Source organism: Shewanella insulae (genome assembly GCF_009831655.1).
Taxonomy (GTDB): Bacteria; Pseudomonadota; Gammaproteobacteria; order Enterobacterales; family Shewanellaceae; genus Shewanella; species Shewanella insulae.
In genome coordinates, this window is sequence record NZ_WRPA01000023.1 from 20,234 (window position 1) to 41,550 (window position 21,317).

The window sequence follows — 21,317 nt, forward strand, 5'->3', positions numbered from 1 at the left end:
TCAAATAAAGCCAGTGTCGATACGCTGGCTTTTTTATGCCTGAGTATAATTTCACAGAATTTACTTCCCCTACTTGCCTTTGAGGTGAGATAGCTGAGATAATCCGTGGTCAAGTCTCATTAGAGCAAGGTAACATTTAAGGTCGGCCTGATTTTTTGGCTGGCGTAGGCAAACTTTCCATATAAGATTCAGACGTAAAGCAATGGCTGAAAAACGTAATATTTTCCTAGTAGGTCCTATGGGGGCTGGCAAAAGCACTATAGGCCGTCATCTGGCGCAGATGCTTCATTTAGAGTTCCACGATTCAGATCAAGAGATTGAAAACCGTACTGGTGCTGATATCGCGTGGGTATTTGACGTTGAGGGCGAAGAAGGCTTTCGTCGTCGCGAAACACAAGTTGTTGCCGATTTAACCGAGAAACAAGGCATTGTATTAGCTACTGGCGGCGGCTCTATTCAGAGTAAAGATATCCGTAATAACTTGTCTGCTCGTGGTATCGTGGTTTATCTGGAAACCACTATCGATAAGCAGGTTGCGCGTACACAGCGTGACAAGCGTCGTCCACTACTTCAGGTTGAAGATCCGAGAGAAGTGTTGGAGAAGCTCGCCGAGATCCGCAATCCACTTTACGAAGAGATTGCCGACGTAATCGTCAAAACTGACGAGCAAAGTGCAAAAGTTGTTGCAAATCAAATTATTGACCAATTAGGTTTCTAAACATTAGGCGGTAGAATGGAACGGATTCAGGTTGAACTTGGTGTACGCAGTTACCCTATCTTTATTGGCCAGAATCTCCTCGAAAATAGCGAACATTTCGCCAGCTATCTTCAAGGCAAAAAAATTCTTATCGTGACTAATGACACAATAGCGCCCCTGTATCTCGCCAAGGTGCAGGCGCTATTGGCCTCTTACCAGATTGTCGATCCTGTCATCTTACCCGATGGCGAACAATACAAGACACTGTCGCAGATGGATGCGATTTTTACCTCGTTGCTGGCGCAGAATATGGGGCGTGATTCGGTATTGGTCGCCCTGGGTGGTGGTGTGATCGGCGATATGACAGGTTTTGCCGCTGCCTGTTATCAGCGTGGCGTAGATTTTATTCAGATTCCTACGACCCTGTTATCACAGGTCGACTCTTCCGTTGGGGGTAAGACAGCGGTTAACCATCCCATGGGCAAGAACATGATAGGCGCCTTCTATCAGCCTAAGATGGTCGCCATAGACACGGCTTGTCTGCATACCTTACCTGCTAGGGAATTTGCCGCCGGCATGGCCGAGGTGATTAAGTATGGCATCATCTGGGACGGCGAATTTTTTAGTTGGTTAGAGCAGAATGTTGAGGCGCTCAAGTCTCTGGATGAGGCGGCACTTACCTATGCCATTGCCAAATGTTGTCAAATCAAGGCCGACGTCGTGGCGCAAGATGAGACAGAGCAAGGTGTACGCGCCCTGTTAAATCTGGGGCATACCTTCGGTCATGCCATCGAGGCGGAGATGGGATATGGCGTTTGGCTCCATGGCGAAGCTGTGGCAGCTGGCACAGTACTTGCTGCGCTAACAGCATCTAAGATGGGCTTGGTGGATGAGTCAATTGTTTGTCGAATCGAAGCGATATTCGAGGCATTTGATCTGCCAACTCAGGCCCCTGAGGCGATGAACTTCGAGCAGTTCATCAAGCATATGCGGCGTGACAAGAAAGTACTGAATGGAAAGCTCAGACTCGTACTGCCAAAGGCCATAGGTCAGGCAGAGGTATATGGCGAGGTTTCCGAGTCCCTTCTGCAAGAGGTCATTAGCCGCGCCTAGTTTGTGTGGTGATTAAGTGACATTTCAAACAGCTATTCTCTTACCCAGTCAGGAGTCTCTGCTACACAGATTGCAGCACGTAGTGCTGTACGGCCAGCAGTTGACGGTCTTGACTGGTGAAGTGGGGGCTGGCAAGACCACACTCACCACGGCACTCGTAGATACGCTAGATGATGTCAGCTCTGCCCTGGTCGTGTGTCCTCAACATGTCGATAGCGCCGAGATCCGCCGTAAGATACTGGTGCAACTGCTGAGCGAACCGGTTTTCGACGACGAAGTTCCTCTGCCTGAAACCCTGCTGCGTCTGTGCGACGCCTTACCTACTCACTGTCATGTCGTGCTCGATGATGCCCAATATCTGCCTCTGGAGCTGTGGGCGGAGTGCATAGTGCTGAGCCAGTTGACCCTGCCGGGGAAAAAGCTCTCGTTGACACTAACCGCACCGGCGGATTTCTTGAACCAGATCTTGGCCCAGTTGCCTGAGACTCAGCGTCCGTTATTACTGCCGGTGGCCATAGCGCCATTGACTTCGGCAGAGCGAGAAGGACTCTACTACACCTTGTTACACCGTAGCGAGGAGACGCCTTTCACGCCGCGGGATATAGTCAAAGAACAGCTTCAGCGTCAGCAGGGCACGCCAGCCGAAGTGGTGAATCTACTCTATCTGGCATTGCATGGTGAGCCCGAAGTCCCTAAGAGAAGGCCTTGGCCTCTCTATTTTGCCGTGGGTGCTTGTGTCGCATGCTTGCTCGTTAGTCTCTATTGGCTATGGGGGGGATCTGAGCCGAAGGTTTCTCAGCCTAAGGTGCAGACGGTCGCTGCGGTGCGGGCGGAAGCCTTTAATAAGCGATACGCTCAGGTGCTGCTGAGTGACTATTTTACTCGGCGTGGGCGATTGAGTGAGAGAGTCCTAAAGTCTACAGATGTCACGGTGGAAGCTGCTGAATTAGCTAGGCTGTCAAAGACTCAGCTAGGAGATGAGCTAGAAAGTGAGATAGAAGAAGCGTCTTCTCAAGATGAGGTGCTAGATCATCAGGATGAGCACCAAGCCGAACAAGTGCCTTCATCACAGGAAGAGACGCTAGCACAAACGCAGCAGATGCATGCAAGTCAGGCATCAGGCGAGGCCGAAGCTGCTGATAAGCCGGTGGAAACCTTTGCCGCCGAGCCAGTGAGCGAGCCGAGTGAATCTCGCAATCTGGCAGCATCGACTACGTCATTGCCACATCCCGAAGGCTATACGCTGCAGCTGGCGACGGTGAAACGTCTGCAGTCCCTCGATGCCACGATTGCCAAGCTACCCGATGTTGATCAGGTGCAGATCGCTCGCTATAAAAGCTACTGGGTGCTGCTCTATGGGCAATACTCAGACAGGCAAGAAGGCAAGCAGGCCGCGCTCGATTTAGCCAAGACCGCTCAGTTATCTTCACCCTGGGTGAGAGCCTGGGTCGATTTATCCGGCTATGAGTTGCAACAAGGGTCTGTGGGTCGTGAAATTCATTAATAAACAGAGTACAATCGACGACTTGTTTTCATTGTGCACTCAATCGATTTAGATGATTAAAAAACAGAGAGCCTTCTTAAAATGGGCCGGCGGAAAATTTAAACTGGTTGATGCGCTCACCCAGCACCTGCCCGAAGGCGACAGATTGGTGGAGCCCTTTGTCGGCGCAGGCTCGGTATTTCTCAATACCCAATACAAGCGCTATCTGTTGTGCGATATCAATCAGGATCTGATCAATCTCTATAAAATAGTGCAGTCCACACCGGAAAAATATATCACCGAGGCCAAGGCGATGTTTGTCGAGGCCAAGAATGATAAAGAAGCCTATTACCAGGTGCGCAGTGAATTCAATCAGACCCGGGATCCCTTTCTTCGTTCTGTTTATTTTCTTTACATGAACCGTCATGGGTTTAATGGCCTGTGCCGTTACAACTCGAAAGGCGGCTTCAATGTGCCCTTTGGCTCATACAAGAAACCCTATTTCCCGGAAGAAGAGATCAAGGCCTTTGCCGAGAAGGCACAGGTGGCCGAGTTTAAATGCATAGGTTACGAAGAGGCATTAGATGTGACTCAGTCTGGTGATGTGGTCTATTGCGATCCGCCTTATGCTCCACTCTCGACTACGTCCAGTTTTACCACCTATGTGGGCTCGGGCTTTAGCCTGGATGACCAGGCGCTGCTGGCTCGTAAGTCACGTCATACGGCGATCGAAAGGGGGATACCTGTGCTGATCAGTAATCATGATATTCCGCTGACGCGAGAGCTGTACCATGGCGCCAGGTTCGATACCATTCAGGTGCAGCGCAATATCAGTCAAAATGGCAGCGGTCGCAAGAAGGTCGATGAGCTGATGGCGCTGTATGATGACAGCTACCACAACGAAAATGATTAGGCATTTAGCTTAGTCGGTCACCGAGCTTTTACTGCTAGGCCAGCACGAGTTTCACGATAAAGATGAGTGAAGCGACCAGGGCGAAGGCCAACAGAATTCCCATCACAATAAAGGGTACCGGCGAGCGGGACTGAAAGTCGCGAACGCGGTTTTGCTCTGTCTGCACGCCGAAGAAGGCGGCTAGGGTGCTCAGGAAGAGTTGCAGCAAGAGATAGCCTAGATGTGCTGGCTGCTGGTGGGCGTGACATCGTCCATGGGAGTGTCCTGATGGCCATGGAGCAGTTCGAGCAGATCGACAAAGTGCAGTTGATTAGAGCGGCTTCGACCCGTCAGCCAATTACTCCAGCTGACATTATCTGCCTGCTCGGCACAGCGGTTATTTGGGTGGCTGGCGGGGAGAGAGGAGTTATAGCTGGTGTTACTATCGCACACACAGGCCAGGTTGGTTTCATTTTCACTGAGACTCTGAACGCCAATGGCAGTAAAACCAACAACGGCGGCTGTGACGGTAAATACCGTTGCCGATTTCATCTTGGCTGAAGCTTTGGCCTTATCTCTCATCTCTACATCCTGTGAACATGGAAACCCCTCGTCAGAGCATTATAGCAAAGGCGTTTATATTTTGAACATAATTTTTCGGTGAGGCTATTTACCACAGGGGAAATTTACTCAATTCTGAACCAGAACACGTTTAATCGGTTATCGCCTATAGAGGCTGGGCTTGGCTATAAGGTAGAATAGCGTAATTCTTATTCAGATTAGTGAGTTTATCATGCGTCCATTTCTAATTGCTCCCTCTATCTTATCTGCCGACTTTGCCCGTCTCGGGGAAGATGTCGAGGCCGTGCTGAAGGCCGGTGCCGATGTGGTTCACTTCGACGTGATGGATAACCATTATGTGCCAAACCTGACCATAGGCCCTATGGTGTGTAAGGCGCTGCGTGATTACGGTGTGACCGCCGATATCGACGTGCACCTCATGGTGAAGCCTGTGGATCGCATCATTCCCGATTTCGTCGACGCCGGCGCCTCTATCATCACCTTCCATCCAGAGGCCTCTGAGCATATCGATCGCACCCTGCAGCTGATTAAAGAATCTGGTTGTAAGGCTGGCCTGGTATTCAACCCGGCGACTCCGCTGCACTATCTGGATCATGTGATGGATAAGCTGGACGTGATTCTGCTGATGTCGGTTAACCCAGGTTTTGGTGGCCAGTCCTTTATCCCGTCGACACTGGATAAGCTGCGCCAGGTGCGTGAGCGTATCGATGCCAGCGGTTTCGACATTCGTTTAGAAGTCGATGGTGGCGTTAAGGTCGACAATATCGCCGAGATCGCGGCGGCGGGTGCCGACATGTTCGTGGCCGGTTCGGCAATTTTCAATAAGCCAGACTACAAGGCGGTGATCGACGAGATGCGCGGCGAGCTGGCTAAGGTCGATGCTTAAATATGAAAGCCCAATCTATTAAGGGGATCGCCTTCGATCTCGATGGCACGCTTATCGACAGCGTGCCGGATCTGGCCGCCGCCACCCAAGGCATGTTAGCCGAACTGGCCTTGCCCCTGTGCGATGAGGAGCAGGTGCGTAGCTGGGTAGGTAATGGTGCTGCCAAGCTGGTGGAGCGTGCCTTGACCTTCGCCCGCGGCGAGGCGGCAACACAGGCGGATATCGATGCCGCCATGCCGCTGTTTAGCAAGCATTACGAGGCAAATTTGCAACAACACAGCCGTCTCTACGATGGCGTGAAGTCTGTGCTCGAGCAGCTGGCAGGCCTGGGTTATCAATTGGCGATTGTCACCAACAAGCCCTATCGATTCACTGTGCCCCTGCTGGAGGCATTCGGTATCGATCACCTGTTTAATCAGGTGTTGGGGGGGGATTCGCTGGAGAAGATGAAGCCGGATCCACTGCCCCTGACTCACCTCAAACAGGCGTGGCAGCTCGATGATGAGCAGCTTTTAATGGTGGGTGACTCCCGAAACGATATTTTCGCGGCGAAAGCGGCGGGTATTTCCTCGATCGGCTTGACCTATGGGTACAACTACGGTGAAGATATTGGGCTGAGCGGCCCGACGGCCGTTTGTAACACATTTAAAGAAGTATTGGCGCAGATAACAGGCAGCCAAATTGTATTGGAGCAATAAATTTTATGACTAAACCTATTGTGCTTAGCGGTGCCCAACCGTCAGGTGAATTGACCATTGGTAACTACATGGGTGCACTACGTCAGTGGGTTGCGATGCAAGATAGTCATGATTGCCTATATTGTGTGGTCGATCTGCATGCCATTACCGTACGTCAAGATCCGCAGAAGCTGCGTGACGCCTGCTTAGATACCCTGGCCCTATATCTGGCTTGTGGTGTCGATCCTAAGAAGAGCACAGTCTTTATCCAGTCGCAGGTTCCTCAGCACACACAGCTGGGGTGGGCGCTGAACTGCTACACCCAGATGGGTGAGCTTAGCCGCATGACGCAGTTTAAGGACAAGTCGCAGAAGCATGCCAACAATATCAACGTCGGCCTGTTCGGCTACCCGGTATTGATGGCGGCAGACATACTGCTGTATCAGGCAAACGAGATCCCTGTGGGACAAGATCAGAAGCAACATCTTGAATTAACACGTGATATTGCGACACGCTTCAACAACGCCTATGGCGAGACCTTCACCATCCCCGAGCCTTTCATTCCTGAGCATGGCGCCAAGGTGATGTCGCTACAGGATCCATTGAAGAAGATGTCTAAGTCTGACGACAACCGCAACAATGTGATCGGCCTGCTGGAAGATCCTAAGGCGGTCATGAAGAAGCTGAAGAAGGCGATGACAGACAGCGACGAGCCGCCTGTGGTGCGTTTCGATGTCGAGAACAAGCCTGGCGTATCTAACCTGTTGAGTCTGATGTCGGGCGTGACGGGCCAGAGCATCGCCAGCCTGGAAGCTGAGTTCGAAGGCAAGATGTACGGTCATCTTAAAGTCGCTGCCGGAGAGGCGGTTGTGGGTATGTTAGAGCCGCTGCAGGAGCGCTTCAAGGAGTACAGAGCCGATCAGAGTTTCCTCAATCAGGTGATGCATGAAGGCGCCGAGAAGGCTCAGGCCCGTGCCGAAGTGACCCTGAAGAAGGTCTATGACAAGATTGGTCTTCTGCTCTAATCGAGCAAATAAAAAAGCCGGCATCAGCCGGCTTTTTTTATGGAATAATCTTAAGGAAAATTCGCTAGCCCTGCTGGGTTAGCCAGTGAACAAAGGCCGCGATTGCCGGTTCCTGCAGGCGGCGCTGCTTGCAGAGGAAGTTAAACTCGAACCCCGTATCTATGCCAGCAAAGGGCAGCGCCATCAGGCGCTGCTTGGCGATATCATCCAGCACCATGAAGTCCGATGCCAATGCCACCCCCTGCCCGGCAATGGCGGCCTCGATCGCCATCAACACATGGCTGAAGAGCTGTTGCTGGCGTTCCTCTGGGCCTACGAGTTGGTTATGCTCAAACCAGCGCTGCCAATCCAGCCCGAGGGGCCCTTCGTCCACTGTCAGCAGCTGCTGGGTACTGAGCCAGTCGAGATCCAGTTTATCGCCGCTGTTGATAAGCTCGGGGCTGCAGACGGGGATCAGGCGTTCGGCGTGCAGTAGTTGCTGCCAGTAGCCCTTCTGATTCTGCTGACCCGTGATGAACATGTCGGCGCTGCTGTGGGACAGCACAGGGTCTTCGGTGATCATATCCAGACGTACCTGAATCTCCGGATGCGAGCGGCGAAACTCACTGAGCCTGGGGATCAACCATTTCACGGCAAAGGAGCTGTAAACCACCAGGCGTAGCGCCTCGGGTTTCTCGCCCAAGAACCTTTGATTCAGTTCCCCTAGCTCGTTGAAGATCCTCGCGGTTTCCTGAAACAGCTGTTCCCCCTTGTCGGTGAGCCTCAGGCTGCGGCCCTCGCGCTGGAATAGAGGCAAGGCGAAGTGTTCCTCCAGCTGACGAACCTGATGAGACACGGCACTCTGGGTAATGCACAGCTCCTGTGCGGCTCGGGAGAAGTGCTGCAAGCGTGCAGCCGCCTCGAATATCTGTAACGCCCTGAGCGGGGGGATCTTCCTCATCATCTGTCTCCTGTGCCGAACACCAATTAATGAATTTAATTCATGTATGATAAGAAATCATCATTTTAGCTACAGTATCTTGATCGTTATCATGCAGCCAGATAATTCTTGATGATGGAGGTTGTGATGCCGCGCAACCTGATGTTGGGCCTCGGCCTCCTGCTGCTGGGGAATGTGTTCACCGCCCTCTATGATGTGTCGATAAAGTGGTTGCCCGAGCAGAGCGATGCCACCATGTTTCTACTGCTGCGCCAGGTGACGGCGTTAGTGATGATGTTGCCGTTCTGGCTCTACGCCGGTCGACCAAGAACCGCTTTCTTAAAGCTGCACCTGATTAGGGCCAACAGCGGCGCGATCGGCGGTCTGCTGCTTATCTTGGGCCTGATGACTCTGCCGCTGGCGACCGTTAGCTCGCTGTTTTATTCCGCGCCTCTGATGATCGTCCTCATGGGGATGTTGTTCCTCAAGGAGCGACTCAGTAGTCAGCAGATCTTGGCCAGTATCTTAGGCTTCATCGGTATTCTCATCATACTCAGGCCCAGCGAGATCAACCTGGCTGCGTTGGCGGTTTTGGTGTCGGCCATTGTCTTTGCCGCCAATCAGTTGATGCTTAGGTGGCTGCCCAGCAGCGAGGCGGCAAGTGTTACAGTGATCTGCTACAACCTCTTGAGTCTGCCCTTAGTGATAGGATTTGCCGCCTGGCAGGGATTTGCAGGCTTTAGTTGGCCTGTGTTGGGTATCGCCCTGCTGAGTAATATCTTCCTACTCGCCTATCAGCTGTTTAGCGTGTTGGCCTACCGTAGGGCCCAGGCCAGCGAGATAGCCATTGCCGAGTACAGCGGCCTGCTGTTCTGTGTGCTGTTTGGTTGGCTCTGGTTTGACGAATGGCTGGATCCCTTAGGTTGGCTGGGTGCCGGTCTGATTGTGTTACCTAGCATCATATTACCGATCTTGACCCGCAGATGGCTTAAGTTGAGAGGGGTTGAGCTCGCCTAGGCGCCGGGTGCGCCCGGCGATTTAGCTGCTAGGTGTGTCGAAGACCTTGATGACCTTTCTGACCCCGGCGGTGTTGCGGGTAATATCTACCGCAAGATCGGCCTGATCGCGGCTGATGACACCGAGGAGAAAGACCTCACCATTTTCGGTGATCACCTTGATGCGAGTGATATCCAGATCCTTGTCATTGAGCATACGTGTCTTCACCTTAGTGGTGATCCAGGTATCGTTGCTGCGGGTGGTAAAGGAGGTTGGGTTACCTATGCGGATCTGATTGTGGATCTTGCCGCCCAGGTTGAGTTTCTGCACCGTGTTGATCGCCTTATCCCTCAGCATGGAGCTGGGGGCCTGGCCTATCATGAGTACGTTGCCATTCATCGCCACCCCGGTGATATTAGTTTGATTCTTAATATCTTCGTGGGCAGCCAGGGCGCTGGCGATCTGAAAGTCGGCGTTGGTGTCGTCCAGCTGGGTCGAGAAGCTACGCTCATCGTTGACCATCATGGCCCCGCCCACTGCGCCGACCATAACGGCCCCGGCGCAGCCTTGTAACAGCAAGAGTACGGTTAGGATTGGGAGCAGAGCTCTCATGCCTGATCATCCTGAGGGAAGAGGGTGCGGTCGATGTTGTCGCACAGGCAGTGGATCACCAGTAGGTGCACTTCCTGAATGCGTGCGGTGACGTTAGAAGGTACGCGCACCTCCACATCGTTTTCGCCCATGAGCCCGGCCATGGCGCCACCGTCTTTACCCGTGAGGGCAACGATTGTCATGTCGCGGCTCAGTGCCGCTTCCATTGCCTTGATAACGTTACCCGAGTTACCACTGGTTGAGATGGCCAGTAAGATGTCGCCAGGTTGGCCCAGTGCCAGGATCTGCTTAGAGAAGATCTCGTCATAGCTGTAGTCGTTACCTATGGCGGTAATGGTCGAGGTGTCGGTTGTCAGGGCGATGGCCGGTAGTGGCGGGCGCTCGATCTCGTAGCGGTTTAGCAGCTCGGCTGAGAAGTGCTGGGCATCGCCCGCGCTACCGCCATTACCACAGGCCAAGATCTTGTTGCCGCCTAGCAGACACTGCACCATCATCTCTGCCGCTTTCTCTATAGATTCGGGCAGGGCCTCCGCCGCATCGATCTTGGTCTGGATAGAGTGGGTAAAACTGTCTTTAATACGTTCTAGCATGGAATTATCCTTTAAAAATAAAACTGTTTAACAAGCCTTCACTCGCATGGTGGTGGCTGAGTGGAGCACTAAAAGGCGTTGGTGATCCACTGAATATCTTTGCCATCTATGGCCAGGAGATCGAATCGGCATTGTGCATCTATCTGTTTAAGCTGCATATAATGACTCGCCGCTCGATTAAGCCTTGCTATCTTGCCTCGGCTAACCGCCTGTATGGCGCCGCCAAACTGTTTCGATTGGCGGTATTTTACCTCAACAAAAATCCATTTTTGACCTTGGCGCATTATGAGGTCTATCTCGCCAAATGGATAGCGTACATTGCGTTCGACCAGCGTGAGCCCCTGTTGTTCCAGATAGGCCAGGGCGAGGTCTTCCGCCAGTTGGCCCTTGGTCAGGTGCTCTGCATCCGTCATAGTGGTCTCAAGTTGCCTCGCTGATAGCGTCCCCAACTGAGCTGACGGTTAATCGTACCATCGGGCGACACAGAAAGCAGGCCGCTACGACCCGAGTATTGGTAGCCGGGCAGGGCGCGCATCTGTGCCAATTTACTCACCAGCTGCAGGGCGTCGAAACCCATCACGTACAGGCGTTTCTGGCTGTTGCCCCAGGTTGGCCAGAGACGGGCGACCTCGGCGGTTTCGGCATTCGACTCGAGCAACCAGGGAATATCGCTGATGGTCAGGTTGTTCAGCTCCTGGGCGGCGGCGCGAGAGCGACTCTCGATACGGCTACGGCTGGTGGTGTATAGCGGTACAGGCTCGGCAAATACGCTGAAATTCACGTCGATAAAGGGCTTGAGCAGCGGCAGATCTTGATTGCTGGCGATCATATAGATGGCGTCGATGTCGCGGCGAGATCTAAAGTCGGCTTCGATCTTGCTGCCAAGCAGCGTCTTTATGCGAGCAATACGCTCCTTACTGTCGATCACACCGAGGGATTTCTGCACAGTGACTTTCATCTCGTCACCGCGCTTGTAGTAGTGGATCTCCGCCTCTTCCTGAGTCAGCTCTAGCCACTTGCCTTTGAACGCCTCGGCCATGCGGCGGCCCACGCCATCGTCGCTAGCAAGCAGCAGCGGTTTTTCTATGCCGTCGTTATAGAGTTTCTGCGCCGCATCTATCGCCTCATCTGTGGGCGAGAGAGCGAAGAAGAAGCGATCGTCTGATGGCGTAAAGTTGTCCACATGGTTAAGGAACAGCTGAGGCACCTTAGCCTGTATCTGATCTTGTGCCTGAGCATGAGGGACTGGCTGCGCACCGGGTTGTGTTTGAGCTGTCGTTTGCTGCCCGGCTTTCGCCTCAGCCTGTATCAGACTCTCCACTTCAGACTGTAGCAGGGGGCCAATGATGAAGTCGGCACCGGCGGCAATTGCCTGCTGCTGGGCAAGCTCTGCACCTTGGGCAGTATCGAAGAAGTTGACCGCTACCGAGTCATCCGGATTGGTCAGGTAGCTGGAGATGATCCCTTGCTTGACCGTGTCGGCGATGGCGGCTCTGGGGCCTGTGAGTGGCAGCAAAACGGCAATCTTCTTCGGCTTGTAGGGCTTGGTATTTAGCGCACGCTCCAGATCCGTCGGCAGTTTCTTTGCGCCAGGATGGCCAGGGTTGTCCTGCTGCCAGTTACCCAGTTGCTGCACCAATTGTTGAGGGTCTATGGCATAATGTTTGGCGATATAGGCCAGCTGCAGCCAGCCTGCAAAGATGGGGTTGCTGCTGTCCTGGCTAAAGGCCTGCAGTGTCTGCTCGTGCAGGGGCTGTAATATGCCCCAGATCTCGTCGTTGACCTCACTCGCCTCATTGCTCGGCAGATAAGTGGCCAGCAGGGTGAGTTCCTTGGCCTGCTCGATTGGTGCCTTGCTCAGTTGATAGAGGCGCGCCTTGAGTTGATGGTAGGAGACCATCTGCCAGTTGGCGAGTCGCCACTGGCTGGGATAGTTGAGTAGGGCCAGGGCCTGATCATAGTTATCGGTTTGCTCCAGCACACGGGCGCTCAGGTATCTGTGCTCGGCCAGGATCTCTGGCTTGTTGACCAGGCTAGATTTTATCGCCGTCAAGGTTTTACCGGCATTGCCCGTGTCGCCTTGGTTGATGAAGGCGTGGGCGGCGAGCAGCATCAGACGGTTCTTGTGTTCGGCATCTGTGGCCTGCTTGGCATCTGCCAGATACTCTGCTGGGCTTTGGGTGGCACTCACCAAAGAAACTTGGCTGCTGGTTTCTTTTACTGGGGTTGGCGCCGTGGCACAACCGAATAATATTGTGGCCAACACAGCGGCGGAGATTAATTTAGTTGTATTCAGTCTTTTTAACACAGGACTTCACTCTGGTAAGATGCTGGCTGTAGTTTAACCTTCTCTTACGCCTGACGAAAGTCTTGTGACAATCATTACAGAGGTAGATATGGACCTGTCGGTCGCACTTTACATAGTTCCTACGCCAATCGGTAACCTTGGTGACATCAGCAGCCGCGCCCTGGAGGTATTGAATCAGGTCTCCCTTATCGCCTGTGAGGACACACGCCATAGTGGTAAGTTATTGAGCCATTTCGGTATCGAGACCCGCAAGACGGCGCTGCATGATCACAACGAGCGCGACCGTGCCCAGGGGATCATCCAAAAGCTGGCCGCAGGCGAGTCGGTGGCGCTGATCTCCGATGCCGGTACGCCGCTGATCTCAGATCCCGGCTATCATCTGGTGTCACAGGTGCGTGAAGCCGGCTTCAAGGTAGTGCCCCTGCCGGGCCCCTGTGCGGCTATCACAGCGCTGAGCGCCTCGGGGCTGCCGTCGGATCGCTTCTCGTTCGAGGGTTTTCTGCCCGCTAAGGAGAAGGGCCGCATGGATAAGCTGACCGAGCTAAAAGAGGACCCCCGCACCCTGATCTTCTACGAGTCGCCCCATCGTATCCTTCACAGCCTAACCTCTATCGTGGCCGCGCTGGGAGCCGATCGTCAGGTGGTGATGGCCCGTGAAGTCACCAAGACCTTCGAGACCTTCCTCTCTGGCACTGCAGCCGAGGTGCTGGCGACCGTGAGTGAGGACCCCAACCAGCAGAAGGGTGAAATCGTGCTTATGTGTCACGGCCATCGCACAGATGAAGATGCCGGTGTACCCGCCCAGGCGCTGGATACGCTTAAGCTGCTGAGTCAAGAGCTGCCGTTGAAGAAGGCCTCGGCGCTGGCGGCGCAGATCCATGGGCTGAAGAAGAATGCCCTCTATAAGCTGGGGCTTGAACTGGATCTCTAGTCGGCAACTATCGGCTTGCGCTGCGTCAATATAAGGTGGTGCGCAGCGCCGCATTAGGCTATAATCCGCGCCGAGTTGGCCAGACAGTTGCCGCGCTCAATAGAGCGGGGAGGAAAGTCCGGGCTTCATAGAGCAGGGTACCAGGTAACGCCTGGGCGGTGTGAACCGACGACAAGTGCAGCAGAGAGGAGACCGCCAATCTTCGGATTGGTAAGGGTGAAAGGGTGCGGTAAGAGCGCACCGGGCGGCTGGTAACAGTCCGTTGCAAGGTAAACTCTACCCGAAGCAAGACCAAATAGGGTCCCGTATGGCGCTGCTCGCGTTGGGACCGGGTAGGTCGCTTGAGCCTGTGAGCGATTGCAGGCCTAGATGAATAACTGTCCACGACAGGACCCGGCTTATCGGCCAACTCAACCTCTTTATTTGAAAGGCCTCACAGCGATGTGAGGCCTTTTGCTTTTCAGGGCCTGTAAGGGATAGTTTGTCTGTAGAGTACACAGGCTTTCGATATCAGCCGACTTTGATTTAGTAAGAAATGGATTTAGTAAGGAATACTCATCTCCTGATACACGGCGGGATCTAGGTAGGCTGGTTTGGCATGCCACTTGGCATAGATGGCGTCTAACTTCCCTTGGAGGAGCATTGCGGCGAAAAGCTGGTTGAACTGCCGAACGGTTTGGTGAGGGACGTAAGCTTTGTTGAAGGCAATACTGTAATAGACTTGGCGGTCTGCGCTGAAAAAGTTGAGATCTTTCAGGCCTATTTTGGCGGCGTAGAAATACCCACCCTCCCGATTGGCGTAGTATGCATGAAAGCGTTTTTTTTGCAGCATCTTAAGAGGGAGTTCATTGCCCCTGACATACACCTCAGTGTTGAAAGGGAGCTGCTTAGCATCGAGCAGTTTCTGTTTTTGCAGATTGAGAGAGCGGGCAGTATTTGACGGTCCGTAGACCCCCACAGTGCTCTTGGCGAGTTGGCTAAGCTCGGTAATAGGATAGGACTTGAGGGAGAAAAAACCGTACTCTGTCTGTACTAATGGTACAGAAAACCACATGTTCTTTGCGCGATCAGGATTCCAGGCTAAGAAGCGTGCCGGTACTTCACCAGTGTCGAATAGGAACTGGGCGCGTCGATTGGGACGAATTGCTACCTCACAGGGATCTGTCCACTCTTTGCAGACCTGCTCGACCAGTTCGACTAAAACCCCCTGTGCTTTTCCTGATTGGCTTAGGTAGCTGTGTGGTGCAAACTCGTGAAACAGGACTTGAAGTGGTTCAGCATTCGCCTCGGTGACAGGACAAAATAGTAGCTGAGCCAGAAGCAGTAATTGTAAGCCGCTATTTTTCATTGGCACTCGCCCTTCTCATCGGCAAGGTAGAAATAAGTATAGGCGCCTCATGTTTTGGCTGCGTATAAATTAATGTCGGCGTTAAAAACGGCTTCTGACCTGAAAGCGCCATTCCCAGCTGTTGACCTCTGCGCCGCTGGTAAAGGGTAGTGTGAGGTCTATATGGGCTACATGGCCGTAGCTGGAGCGGGAGGAGAAGATGCGAGCGCCTATGCCTATGCTGCCTATGGGACCCGAGAGCTCGTTGTCTTGATCCGCACCGCCGCTGGCCTGACCGATATCGGTAAATACTGCCCAGCCGAGTTCGGCCAGTTGATACAGGTTGATGTTGGGATAGTTTCTGATCTCGGCGCTCAGTAGCCATTGATTGTCGCCATGTTGATAATCGTTGGGGTAGCCGCGTATGCCTGTGTCATCGCCCAGGGCGAAGGGGGCGTCCAAGTAGTTATTTTGTGAGGTGCTTAGGCGGACCTTGGAATAGGCGGTCCACTTAGGGTTGATCTGGTAGAAGAACTCGGCGATCGCATTGACCTTGAAGTAGTCCGGCTGGCTGGTGGCAAATACGCCCTCGCCGTCCATTCTCAGCAAAATTAGTTGATCCTCGTTCTTATATCCCCCGGAGGAGTACCAGTTGATATGGTAGCCCAAGGCGTTGCTGCCGGACGTGTCCTGGGTCTCTATACCGAATTTGACATAGTGTTGCCAACCTAAGTTGATGTCTTCGTTGTGGTTAATCAGGTAGACGTTGTTGAGCACCTTATAGTCGTCTTCGATAAACTGGTAGGCGACCCAGGGGTAGAGAAAGTCTCTGTCTTGGGGTAGGTCGTCGTTCGGATACAGAGGGACGTTGGTGAAGCTGTGTTTATCCTGGGTGACGCCCGCGATGAGGCGAGAGCGCCAATTATCCAGCTTATTCAGGCGCCAACCATATTGGGCGTTGGCGTATTCAACCTTATGCTCAAATTCATTCACGTCGAAGCCGTTCTGCTTGATGGTGTCGGTGCGCTTATCGTTGATAAAGCGGCCCGAGTACATGTTTTGGGTATCGAGTCGATAGAAGGGCTTAGTGAAGTCTAAATAAGTGGCCTGGCCATCGCTGTTGTCATAAAAGTTTGCGGTGAGGGTCGAGTGTTTCACCAACCAGTCGGTGGGGACGCGAAAGGCCAGCTGATAGCCGGTACGATCTACGCTTGATTGATATTTCAGGCGGGTGCGTACCCCCAGCCCCAGCAGGTTATCCTCTTTGATGCCGAAGGAGAACTTACTCTCACCGCCACTGTGGCCGGCGCTAAAGGTGGGCAGTAACGACCAGTTGTCCCAGGTCTCCACCAATATGGTCTCGCCTTCGTCAGTCTCCTCCGAGTTGGTATCGGGATCCCGCTGGGCATAGCTGATTCTGGCGTCACGAATATAGGGCTCATATCGCAAGATTCGCTGGGCCTCGTCGAGATCTTTCTGCGAGACCTTATCCTTATCGCTGAAGCTGAGCTTGTTGAGTATGGTCGATTCCAGCGTGTTGATGTGTAGGTAGTTGGCCCAGCGATGGATAAAGAAGGCGTCGGGGTCTGACTCGTCGAAGATGGCATTGCTGACCACCACTATCTTGTTGATCGGCTTTTTGCTGTCAGGCTGTGTATCGTCCCGAATGCCAGCCTCTGTGCTTTGGCCTGGGGATGCCTGAATCTTTGCCGTATGCTGGGTTTCGGCCGAGCAGAGACCGCTCGCCAATAGGCAACCAAATAGCAAAGAGTTGCGCGCACCAGTCAGCATAGTGATCATCCTAATCTTGCTTTTATCTTAAAGGAGGATTCAGGGGTTAAAAATTAAACACAATTTAATAACACACCCGCAACACCAAATAGTCAAGCGGCGAAGATAAAATAAGATGATGATTTTACTTGCGCAAATCCTGATGCAGGCACATAGACTGCATCAGGACTTGGCTCGTCACTTAGAGGGTGCGACGGGGCGGCACGGCTACGTTGGCGAAGATGAGTCCGGCGATGAGCGACATGAAGATCAGGAAGATCTGTGTGCCTATGTGTGACTGGTTGAGCATGGTCTCACCCAAGATCAGGGTGTTGAGGCCGATATAGGTCTTGCTACCGGGTACCAAGATCACTATCCCTTGCAGCAGGGCGATGGAGGCGGGCGACTTCATCCAGCGGGCATAGAGGTTAGAGTAGATACCTACCGCCAGGGCGCCGAAGAAGATACCGATAGATTCCCCCAGGTAGATCCCCGCCAGCATGGCCGAGAAGAAGGCGACGATACCGGCAAATATCCCCCAGGGAGAGTCCTTTAGCCTGGCCTTGAAGATGATCACCAGCGCGGTTGAGAGTATGGGAACGGCAGACCAGATGGCCCAGCGGGGCAGAGGCTCTGGCTCGAAATAGATCGCCTCGCCAAAGATGGCGTTGCCTATCACCATGCCGAAAATCGCGCCGAAATAGAGTTTAAACAGCAACATGGAAGCATCCATGATGCGCGCCGTGCCTGAGATCAGATCCCGCGCCGACAGCTCGGCCAGTCCCAGGGTGAGTGCCAGCCCGGGGATAAAGACGATGATGCCCGAGAGGATCACCACGGGGATATTGATATAAGGGTCGAAGTAGGCGATGCCGCAGGCGGCGATGGCGCACAAGATGGCGGCCAGGGGTTCCAAGGTCTCGGCTATGCGCTTGGAGTGCTCGGCGCGGTAGACCAGGCCATAGACCATGAAGCCGAGTATCGCCGACCAGAAGACATCGTTCCAGCTGGTGCCCATCAACATGGCGAAGGCGCCGGCGGAGCAGCCGAAGGCCAGTAGGGTCAGCAGCGGGCCATAGGGATTGGGCTTGTTGGCAATCTCTTCGAGGCGTTCCAGTGCCTCGGTCAGGGTACGCTTGCCCGAGAGCACCTCTTCCACCAATTCGTCGGTACGGGCCAGGGAACCCAGATCCATCTCGCCAGGCTTAACGCGAGCCATATGGTTGTATTCCTGATCCGTATCGTGTTGCAACACGAAGGTCATGGAGGTTGGCGAGATCAGAAAGTAGCCTTCGATACCTAAGACATTAGAGATCGATTGCAGATGGCCCTCTAGACGGTAGGCAGGGGTACCAAACTTGTGCAGGGCCTTACCTAATTTTATGATAAATCTGCGTTTTTCGAGAAACTCTGCGTTATCCAATTGTACAGTCCATGATGGTGAAATCTGGGGGTGATGCTTAAGCGAGCGCATCTTAACCTATCTTGTACCAAAAAGGTTAATGGCTTGGGAATTTTTTTAAATTCGGGTTAAGTTAGCCAAGGATAGAATCGACCAGTGGTTTTCGCTGGTTTGTTAGGGTCTTAATTAGGACTTTTATTTGTCAGTGTTAAAGACTGGCGAGAAATTAGATGGTGTCATTAAGGATAGAGATATGTCGGTAAGCGTTTCGGGATTTTATATTGCACTCACGGCCATCATGGCGGTGTTCTTCACCTATCGCGTGGTACGCCTGCGACGCGGGCTCAAGATAGGCCTGGGTTCAGGCGGCAGTGAAGATCTGCGCCTGGCGAATCGGGTACATGCCAATCTCATCGAGAATGCCCCAATCGCGCTCCTCTTGCTGCTGGTGACCGAACTCAACGGCCTGGCCCCCGTCTACCTGCATGCTGCCGGCACCCTATGGCTGGTGGCGCGCATCTTACACGCCATCGGCCTAACTCAGGGGCGCGGCGGCTATCACTTCGGCCGCTTCTGGGGCGTGCTGCTCAGCTGGCTGGTGATACTGGCCCTGGCGGTGGTGAATCTGTTTTACTTCATCTTGGCATAGAAAATCGCCATCCTTGCTGCTTTTTTGTTCACACCTAAGCGGTTTTCACTGTTATACTCCGCCTCCTTTTAGTGATCGTCATGCCTTGGTGCATGGCGACTACACTTACTCTTTGGTTTGAAAGTTAGGCAGTATCATACATGCAGGTCGAATCCACACTCTTTACCTATCCCAAGTATCTGGGCCGCAATGAAAAGCCGGCGCCCTTCTTGCCCATGTCGCGCAAGGAGATGGCCAAGCTGGGCTGGGATAGCTGTGACATCATCATCGTCACGGGTGACGCCTATGTGGATCATCCCAGCTTCGGCATGGCGGTGATAGGCCGTATGCTGGAGGCTCAGGGCTTTAGGGTCGGCATCATCTCCCAGCCCGACTGGTCGAGCAAAGAGGACTTCATGAAGTTGGGTAAGCCCAACCTCTACTTCGGCGTAACCGCGGGCAACATGGATTCCATGATCAACCGTTATACTGCCGAGCGCCGTCTGCGTCATGACGATGCCTACACGGCTGGTAACGTGGGTGGTAAGCGTCCGGATCGCGCCGTGACCGTCTATACCCAGCGCTGTAAAGAGGCCTTCAAGCAGGTGCCCGTGGTGATCGGCGGCATCGAGGCCAGCCTGCGCCGCATCGCCCACTATGACTATTGGTCAGATAAGGTGCGCCGCTCGGTGATCTTAGACGCCAAGGCCGATATTTTGGTTTACGGTAACGCCGAGAGGCCGCTGGTGGAGCTGTCCCATCGTCTCGCCGCCGGTGAGAGCGTTAGTGATATCCACGATGTGCGCGGCACCACAGTGATCCGTAAAGAGCCCCTGCCGGGCTGGAAGGGGATGGATTCACGCAAGTTGGATCAGCTGCACAAGATAGATCCTATTCCTAACCCCTATGGCGCCGATGACGTGGGCTGTCAGAATCTTTCTGGGCCTAGCGATACCAAGGTGTTCGATAACGACGCGCCTAAGCCTATCTCTGTGCAGCCGCCGCGCCCCAAGCCCTGGGAGAAGACCTATGTCTTGCTGCCAAGCTATGAGAAGGTTGCCGGCGACAAGTATCTCTATGCCCATGCCTCGCGCATCCTGCATCAGGAGCAGAATCCAGGCTGTGCCCGCGCCCTGTTTCAACCCCATGCCGAACGCGCCATCTGGGTAAACCCTCCGGCCTGGCCGCTGAACACAGACGAGATGGATGGGGTGTTCGATCTGGCCTATAAGCGAGTACCGCATCCCGTCTATGGCAAGGAGAAGATCCCCGCCTATGACATGATCAAGACCTCGATCAACATCATGCGTGGCTGCTTCGGCGGTTGTTCCTTCTGTTCTATCACAGAGCATGAGGGCCGCATCATTCAGAGCCGCTCCCAGGACTCGATCATCAAAGAGATCAAGGACATTCAAGACAAGGTGCCAGGTTTTACCGGGGTGATATCAGATCTCGGTGGCCCGACCGCCAACATGTATCGCCTGGGCTGTACCTCGGTGAAGGCCGAGAGCACCTGTCGTCGACTCTCCTGCGTGTTCCCCTCTATCTGTGGCCACCTGGATACCGATCATCAGGCGACAATCGATCTCTACCGCGCCGCACGCGACGTGCCTGGAATCAAGAAGGTACTTATTGCCTCTGGCGTGCGTTACGACCTGGCCACGGAAGACCCCCGCTATGTGAAGGAGCTGGCCAGCCATCATGTGGGCGGCTACCTGAAGATCGCCCCCGAGCATACCGAAGAGGGTCCGCTGAACAAGATGATGAAGCCGGGCATGGGGACCTACGACAAGTTCAAGGAGCTGTTCGACAAGTACTCTGCCGAGGCGGGCAAGAAGCAGTACCTAATCCCTTACTTCATCTCGGCCCACCCGGGCACCACGGATGAGGATATGGTGAACCTGGCGCTCTGGCTCAAGGGGCAGAAGTTTAAGCTGGATCAGGTGCAGAACTTCTATCCGTCGCCTATGGCCAATGCGACCACCATCTACCACACCGAGCTGAACTCGCTTAAAAACGTCAAGCACAGCAGTGAAGTGGTCGAGGTGCCCAAGGGCGGGCGTCAGCGTAAGCTGCACAAGGCGCTGCTGCGTTATCACGACCCGGCCGGTTGGCCCATGATCCGCGAAGCCCTGATTAATATGGGTAAGGAACACCTGATCGGCGGTGGTGTGAACTGCCTGGTGCCGGCCGAGACCCGCCAGGAGCGTCAGGGGTATCGCGCCAAGGGCGCCAAGACGCCTGCGGGTAAGAAGGCGGTGACACGTTTCAGTGCCAACCAGTTCGATGAGCGTAAGGGCAATGGCCAGGGCAAGGCTCAAACTAAGCCCGGTGCTAAGTCCGGTGCTAAAGGCAAGCCGAGCGGTAAGGGCGGTTCGGGTAAAGGTGATTCGGGCAAGGGCGGCTGGAGTAAGCCCGGCAAGCGTCCGGCGAAGAACGCCTGGGGCACCACGCCTAAGCATCAACGCTAAACAACTTC

21 protein-coding genes and 1 other RNA gene are annotated in these 21,317 nt (G+C 53.8%); 12 read left to right on the plus strand and 10 right to left on the minus strand.

The genetic code is table 11. From position 1 onward, the window contains the following. Positions 1-202 precede the first annotated feature (202 nt). The 4 genes from aroK to GNT65_RS18585 are packed head-to-tail and all read left to right on the plus strand — an operon-like array spanning position 203 to position 4,206. Complete coding sequence (aroK, locus tag GNT65_RS18570; protein ID WP_011864020.1) at positions 203-718, plus strand: shikimate kinase AroK; 516 nt, start codon at positions 203-205, stop codon at positions 716-718. Positions 719-733: 15 nt separating this feature from the next. Beyond that, entirely contained in the window at positions 734-1,810 is a 1,077-nt protein-coding gene (aroB, locus tag GNT65_RS18575) for a 3-dehydroquinate synthase (RefSeq protein WP_160798690.1), read from the plus strand. A 16-nt stretch (positions 1,811-1,826) separates the two neighbouring features. Beyond that, positions 1,827-3,314, plus strand: coding sequence for an AAA family ATPase (locus tag GNT65_RS18580; RefSeq protein ID WP_160798691.1), 1,488 nt, complete (start codon positions 1,827-1,829; stop codon positions 3,312-3,314). A 52-nt stretch (positions 3,315-3,366) separates the two neighbouring features. Further along, complete coding sequence (locus GNT65_RS18585) at positions 3,367-4,206, plus strand: Dam family site-specific DNA-(adenine-N6)-methyltransferase (RefSeq protein ID WP_160798692.1); 840 nt, start codon at positions 3,367-3,369, stop codon at positions 4,204-4,206. A 34-nt stretch (positions 4,207-4,240) separates the two neighbouring features. Here GNT65_RS18585 and GNT65_RS18590 read toward each other — a convergent pair whose 3' ends face one another. Both GNT65_RS18590 and GNT65_RS18595 read right to left on the minus strand, forming a co-directional pair. Beyond that, positions 4,241-4,414, minus strand: a complete 174-nt coding sequence (locus tag GNT65_RS18590; protein ID WP_160798693.1) for a DUF2970 domain-containing protein — start codon at positions 4,412-4,414, stop codon at positions 4,241-4,243. A gap of 8 nt (positions 4,415-4,422) precedes the next feature. Further along, a complete protein-coding gene (locus GNT65_RS18595) occupies positions 4,423-4,767 on the minus strand; it encodes a hypothetical protein (protein ID WP_160798694.1) in 345 nt (114 codons plus the stop codon). A 211-nt stretch (positions 4,768-4,978) separates the two neighbouring features. Here GNT65_RS18595 and rpe point away from each other — a divergent pair, with 211 nt between their 5' ends. The 3 genes from rpe to trpS are packed head-to-tail and all read left to right on the plus strand — an operon-like array spanning position 4,979 to position 7,355. Next, positions 4,979-5,653, plus strand: coding sequence for a ribulose-phosphate 3-epimerase (rpe, locus tag GNT65_RS18600; RefSeq protein WP_160798695.1), 675 nt, complete (start codon positions 4,979-4,981; stop codon positions 5,651-5,653). Between the two features lie 2 nt (positions 5,654-5,655). After that, entirely contained in the window at positions 5,656-6,351 is a 696-nt protein-coding gene (locus tag GNT65_RS18605; RefSeq protein WP_160798696.1) for a phosphoglycolate phosphatase, read from the plus strand. Between the two features lie 5 nt (positions 6,352-6,356). Beyond that, on the plus strand, positions 6,357-7,355 hold the full coding sequence (gene trpS, locus GNT65_RS18610; RefSeq protein ID WP_160798697.1) for a tryptophan--tRNA ligase: 999 nt from the start codon (positions 6,357-6,359) through the stop codon (positions 7,353-7,355). A 64-nt stretch (positions 7,356-7,419) separates the two neighbouring features. On the opposite strand, the gene GNT65_RS18615 is transcribed toward trpS, so the two are convergent. Further along, positions 7,420-8,295: a LysR substrate-binding domain-containing protein gene (locus tag GNT65_RS18615; RefSeq protein ID WP_160798720.1), complete on the minus strand. Its 876-nt coding sequence runs from the start codon at positions 8,293-8,295 to the stop codon at positions 7,420-7,422. Positions 8,296-8,421: 126 nt separating this feature from the next. Between GNT65_RS18615 and GNT65_RS18620 the strand changes: the two genes are divergently transcribed. Further along, positions 8,422-9,291 (plus strand): DMT family transporter, encoded by an 870-nt coding sequence (locus GNT65_RS18620; protein WP_160798698.1) that lies wholly within the window; start codon positions 8,422-8,424, stop codon positions 9,289-9,291. A gap of 21 nt (positions 9,292-9,312) precedes the next feature. On the opposite strand, the gene GNT65_RS18625 is transcribed toward GNT65_RS18620, so the two are convergent. From GNT65_RS18625 to GNT65_RS18640, 4 genes are all read right to left on the minus strand, one after another. Then, on the minus strand, positions 9,313-9,882 hold the full coding sequence (locus GNT65_RS18625; RefSeq protein ID WP_160798699.1) for a BON domain-containing protein: 570 nt from the start codon (positions 9,880-9,882) through the stop codon (positions 9,313-9,315). After that, on the minus strand, positions 9,879-10,472 hold the full coding sequence (locus tag GNT65_RS18630) for a phosphoheptose isomerase (RefSeq protein WP_160798700.1): 594 nt from the start codon (positions 10,470-10,472) through the stop codon (positions 9,879-9,881). Before GNT65_RS18630 ends, GNT65_RS18625 begins: the two co-directional genes overlap by 4 nt. A 68-nt stretch (positions 10,473-10,540) precedes the next feature. Continuing rightward, positions 10,541-10,867 carry a YraN family protein gene (locus GNT65_RS18635; RefSeq protein ID WP_160798721.1) on the minus strand — a complete coding sequence of 109 codons (327 nt, stop codon included), beginning with the start codon at positions 10,865-10,867 and terminating at the stop codon, positions 10,541-10,543. A 14-nt stretch (positions 10,868-10,881) separates the two neighbouring features. Then, on the minus strand, positions 10,882-12,780 hold the full coding sequence (locus GNT65_RS18640; RefSeq protein WP_160798701.1) for a penicillin-binding protein activator: 1,899 nt from the start codon (positions 12,778-12,780) through the stop codon (positions 10,882-10,884). Positions 12,781-12,868: 88 nt separating this feature from the next. On the opposite strand from GNT65_RS18640, the gene rsmI reads away from it, so the two are divergent. Next, positions 12,869-13,711: a 16S rRNA (cytidine(1402)-2'-O)-methyltransferase gene (gene rsmI / locus GNT65_RS18645; RefSeq protein WP_160798722.1), complete on the plus strand. Its 843-nt coding sequence runs from the start codon at positions 12,869-12,871 to the stop codon at positions 13,709-13,711. 71 nt (positions 13,712-13,782) lie between these two features. Beyond that, an RNA gene (gene rnpB / locus GNT65_RS18650) (RNase P RNA component class A) lies at positions 13,783-14,128 on the plus strand. 124 nt (positions 14,129-14,252) lie between these two features. On the opposite strand, the gene GNT65_RS18655 is transcribed toward rnpB, so the two are convergent. From GNT65_RS18655 to GNT65_RS18665, 3 genes are all read right to left on the minus strand, one after another. After that, positions 14,253-15,059, minus strand: a complete 807-nt coding sequence (locus GNT65_RS18655) for a substrate-binding periplasmic protein (RefSeq protein WP_160798702.1) — start codon at positions 15,057-15,059, stop codon at positions 14,253-14,255. An 81-nt stretch (positions 15,060-15,140) separates the two neighbouring features. After that, the gene (locus tag GNT65_RS18660; RefSeq protein WP_160798703.1) at positions 15,141-16,829 is read right to left on the minus strand and encodes a BamA/TamA family outer membrane protein; all 1,689 of its coding nucleotides are present in this window, start codon (positions 16,827-16,829) and stop codon (positions 15,141-15,143) included. Positions 16,830-17,010: 181 nt separating this feature from the next. Further along, the gene (locus tag GNT65_RS18665) at positions 17,011-18,231 is read right to left on the minus strand and encodes a threonine/serine exporter family protein (protein ID WP_160798704.1); all 1,221 of its coding nucleotides are present in this window, start codon (positions 18,229-18,231) and stop codon (positions 17,011-17,013) included. Between the two features lie 232 nt (positions 18,232-18,463). On the opposite strand from GNT65_RS18665, the gene GNT65_RS18670 reads away from it, so the two are divergent. Continuing rightward, on the plus strand, positions 18,464-18,859 hold the full coding sequence (locus GNT65_RS18670) for an MAPEG family protein (protein WP_160798705.1): 396 nt from the start codon (positions 18,464-18,466) through the stop codon (positions 18,857-18,859). Positions 18,860-18,999: 140 nt separating this feature from the next. After that, positions 19,000-21,309, plus strand: a complete 2,310-nt coding sequence (locus GNT65_RS18675; protein ID WP_160798706.1) for a YgiQ family radical SAM protein — start codon at positions 19,000-19,002, stop codon at positions 21,307-21,309. The last annotated feature ends 8 nt before the right edge of the window (positions 21,310-21,317 follow it).

Excerpts from the sequence above, each read along its gene's own strand:
- aroB (WP_160798690.1), top strand. The coding sequence starts at position 734 with ATGGAACGGATTCAGGTTGAACTTGGTGTACGCAGTTACCCTATCTTT.
- rpe (WP_160798695.1), top strand. The coding sequence starts at position 4,979 with ATGCGTCCATTTCTAATTGCTCCCTCTATCTTATCTGCCGACTTTGCC.
- GNT65_RS18595 (WP_160798694.1), bottom strand. The coding sequence starts at position 4,767 with ATGAGAGATAAGGCCAAAGCTTCAGCCAAGATGAAATCGGCAACGGTA.
- GNT65_RS18670 (WP_160798705.1), top strand. The coding sequence starts at position 18,464 with ATGTCGGTAAGCGTTTCGGGATTTTATATTGCACTCACGGCCATCATG.
- GNT65_RS18630 (WP_160798700.1), bottom strand. The coding sequence starts at position 10,472 with ATGCTAGAACGTATTAAAGACAGTTTTACCCACTCTATCCAGACCAAG.
- GNT65_RS18655 (WP_160798702.1), bottom strand. The coding sequence starts at position 15,059 with ATGAAAAATAGCGGCTTACAATTACTGCTTCTGGCTCAGCTACTATTT.
- aroK (WP_011864020.1), top strand. The coding sequence starts at position 203 with ATGGCTGAAAAACGTAATATTTTCCTAGTAGGTCCTATGGGGGCTGGC.
- GNT65_RS18620 (WP_160798698.1), top strand. The coding sequence starts at position 8,422 with ATGCCGCGCAACCTGATGTTGGGCCTCGGCCTCCTGCTGCTGGGGAAT.
- trpS (WP_160798697.1), top strand. The coding sequence starts at position 6,357 with ATGACTAAACCTATTGTGCTTAGCGGTGCCCAACCGTCAGGTGAATTG.
- GNT65_RS18605 (WP_160798696.1), top strand. The coding sequence starts at position 5,656 with ATGAAAGCCCAATCTATTAAGGGGATCGCCTTCGATCTCGATGGCACG.
- GNT65_RS18660 (WP_160798703.1), bottom strand. The coding sequence starts at position 16,829 with ATGCTGACTGGTGCGCGCAACTCTTTGCTATTTGGTTGCCTATTGGCG.
- GNT65_RS18625 (WP_160798699.1), bottom strand. The coding sequence starts at position 9,882 with ATGAGAGCTCTGCTCCCAATCCTAACCGTACTCTTGCTGTTACAAGGC.
- GNT65_RS18615 (WP_160798720.1), bottom strand. The coding sequence starts at position 8,295 with ATGAGGAAGATCCCCCCGCTCAGGGCGTTACAGATATTCGAGGCGGCT.
- GNT65_RS18585 (WP_160798692.1), top strand. The coding sequence starts at position 3,367 with ATGATTAAAAAACAGAGAGCCTTCTTAAAATGGGCCGGCGGAAAATTT.
- GNT65_RS18675 (WP_160798706.1), top strand. The coding sequence starts at position 19,000 with ATGCAGGTCGAATCCACACTCTTTACCTATCCCAAGTATCTGGGCCGC.
- rsmI (WP_160798722.1), top strand. The coding sequence starts at position 12,869 with ATGGACCTGTCGGTCGCACTTTACATAGTTCCTACGCCAATCGGTAAC.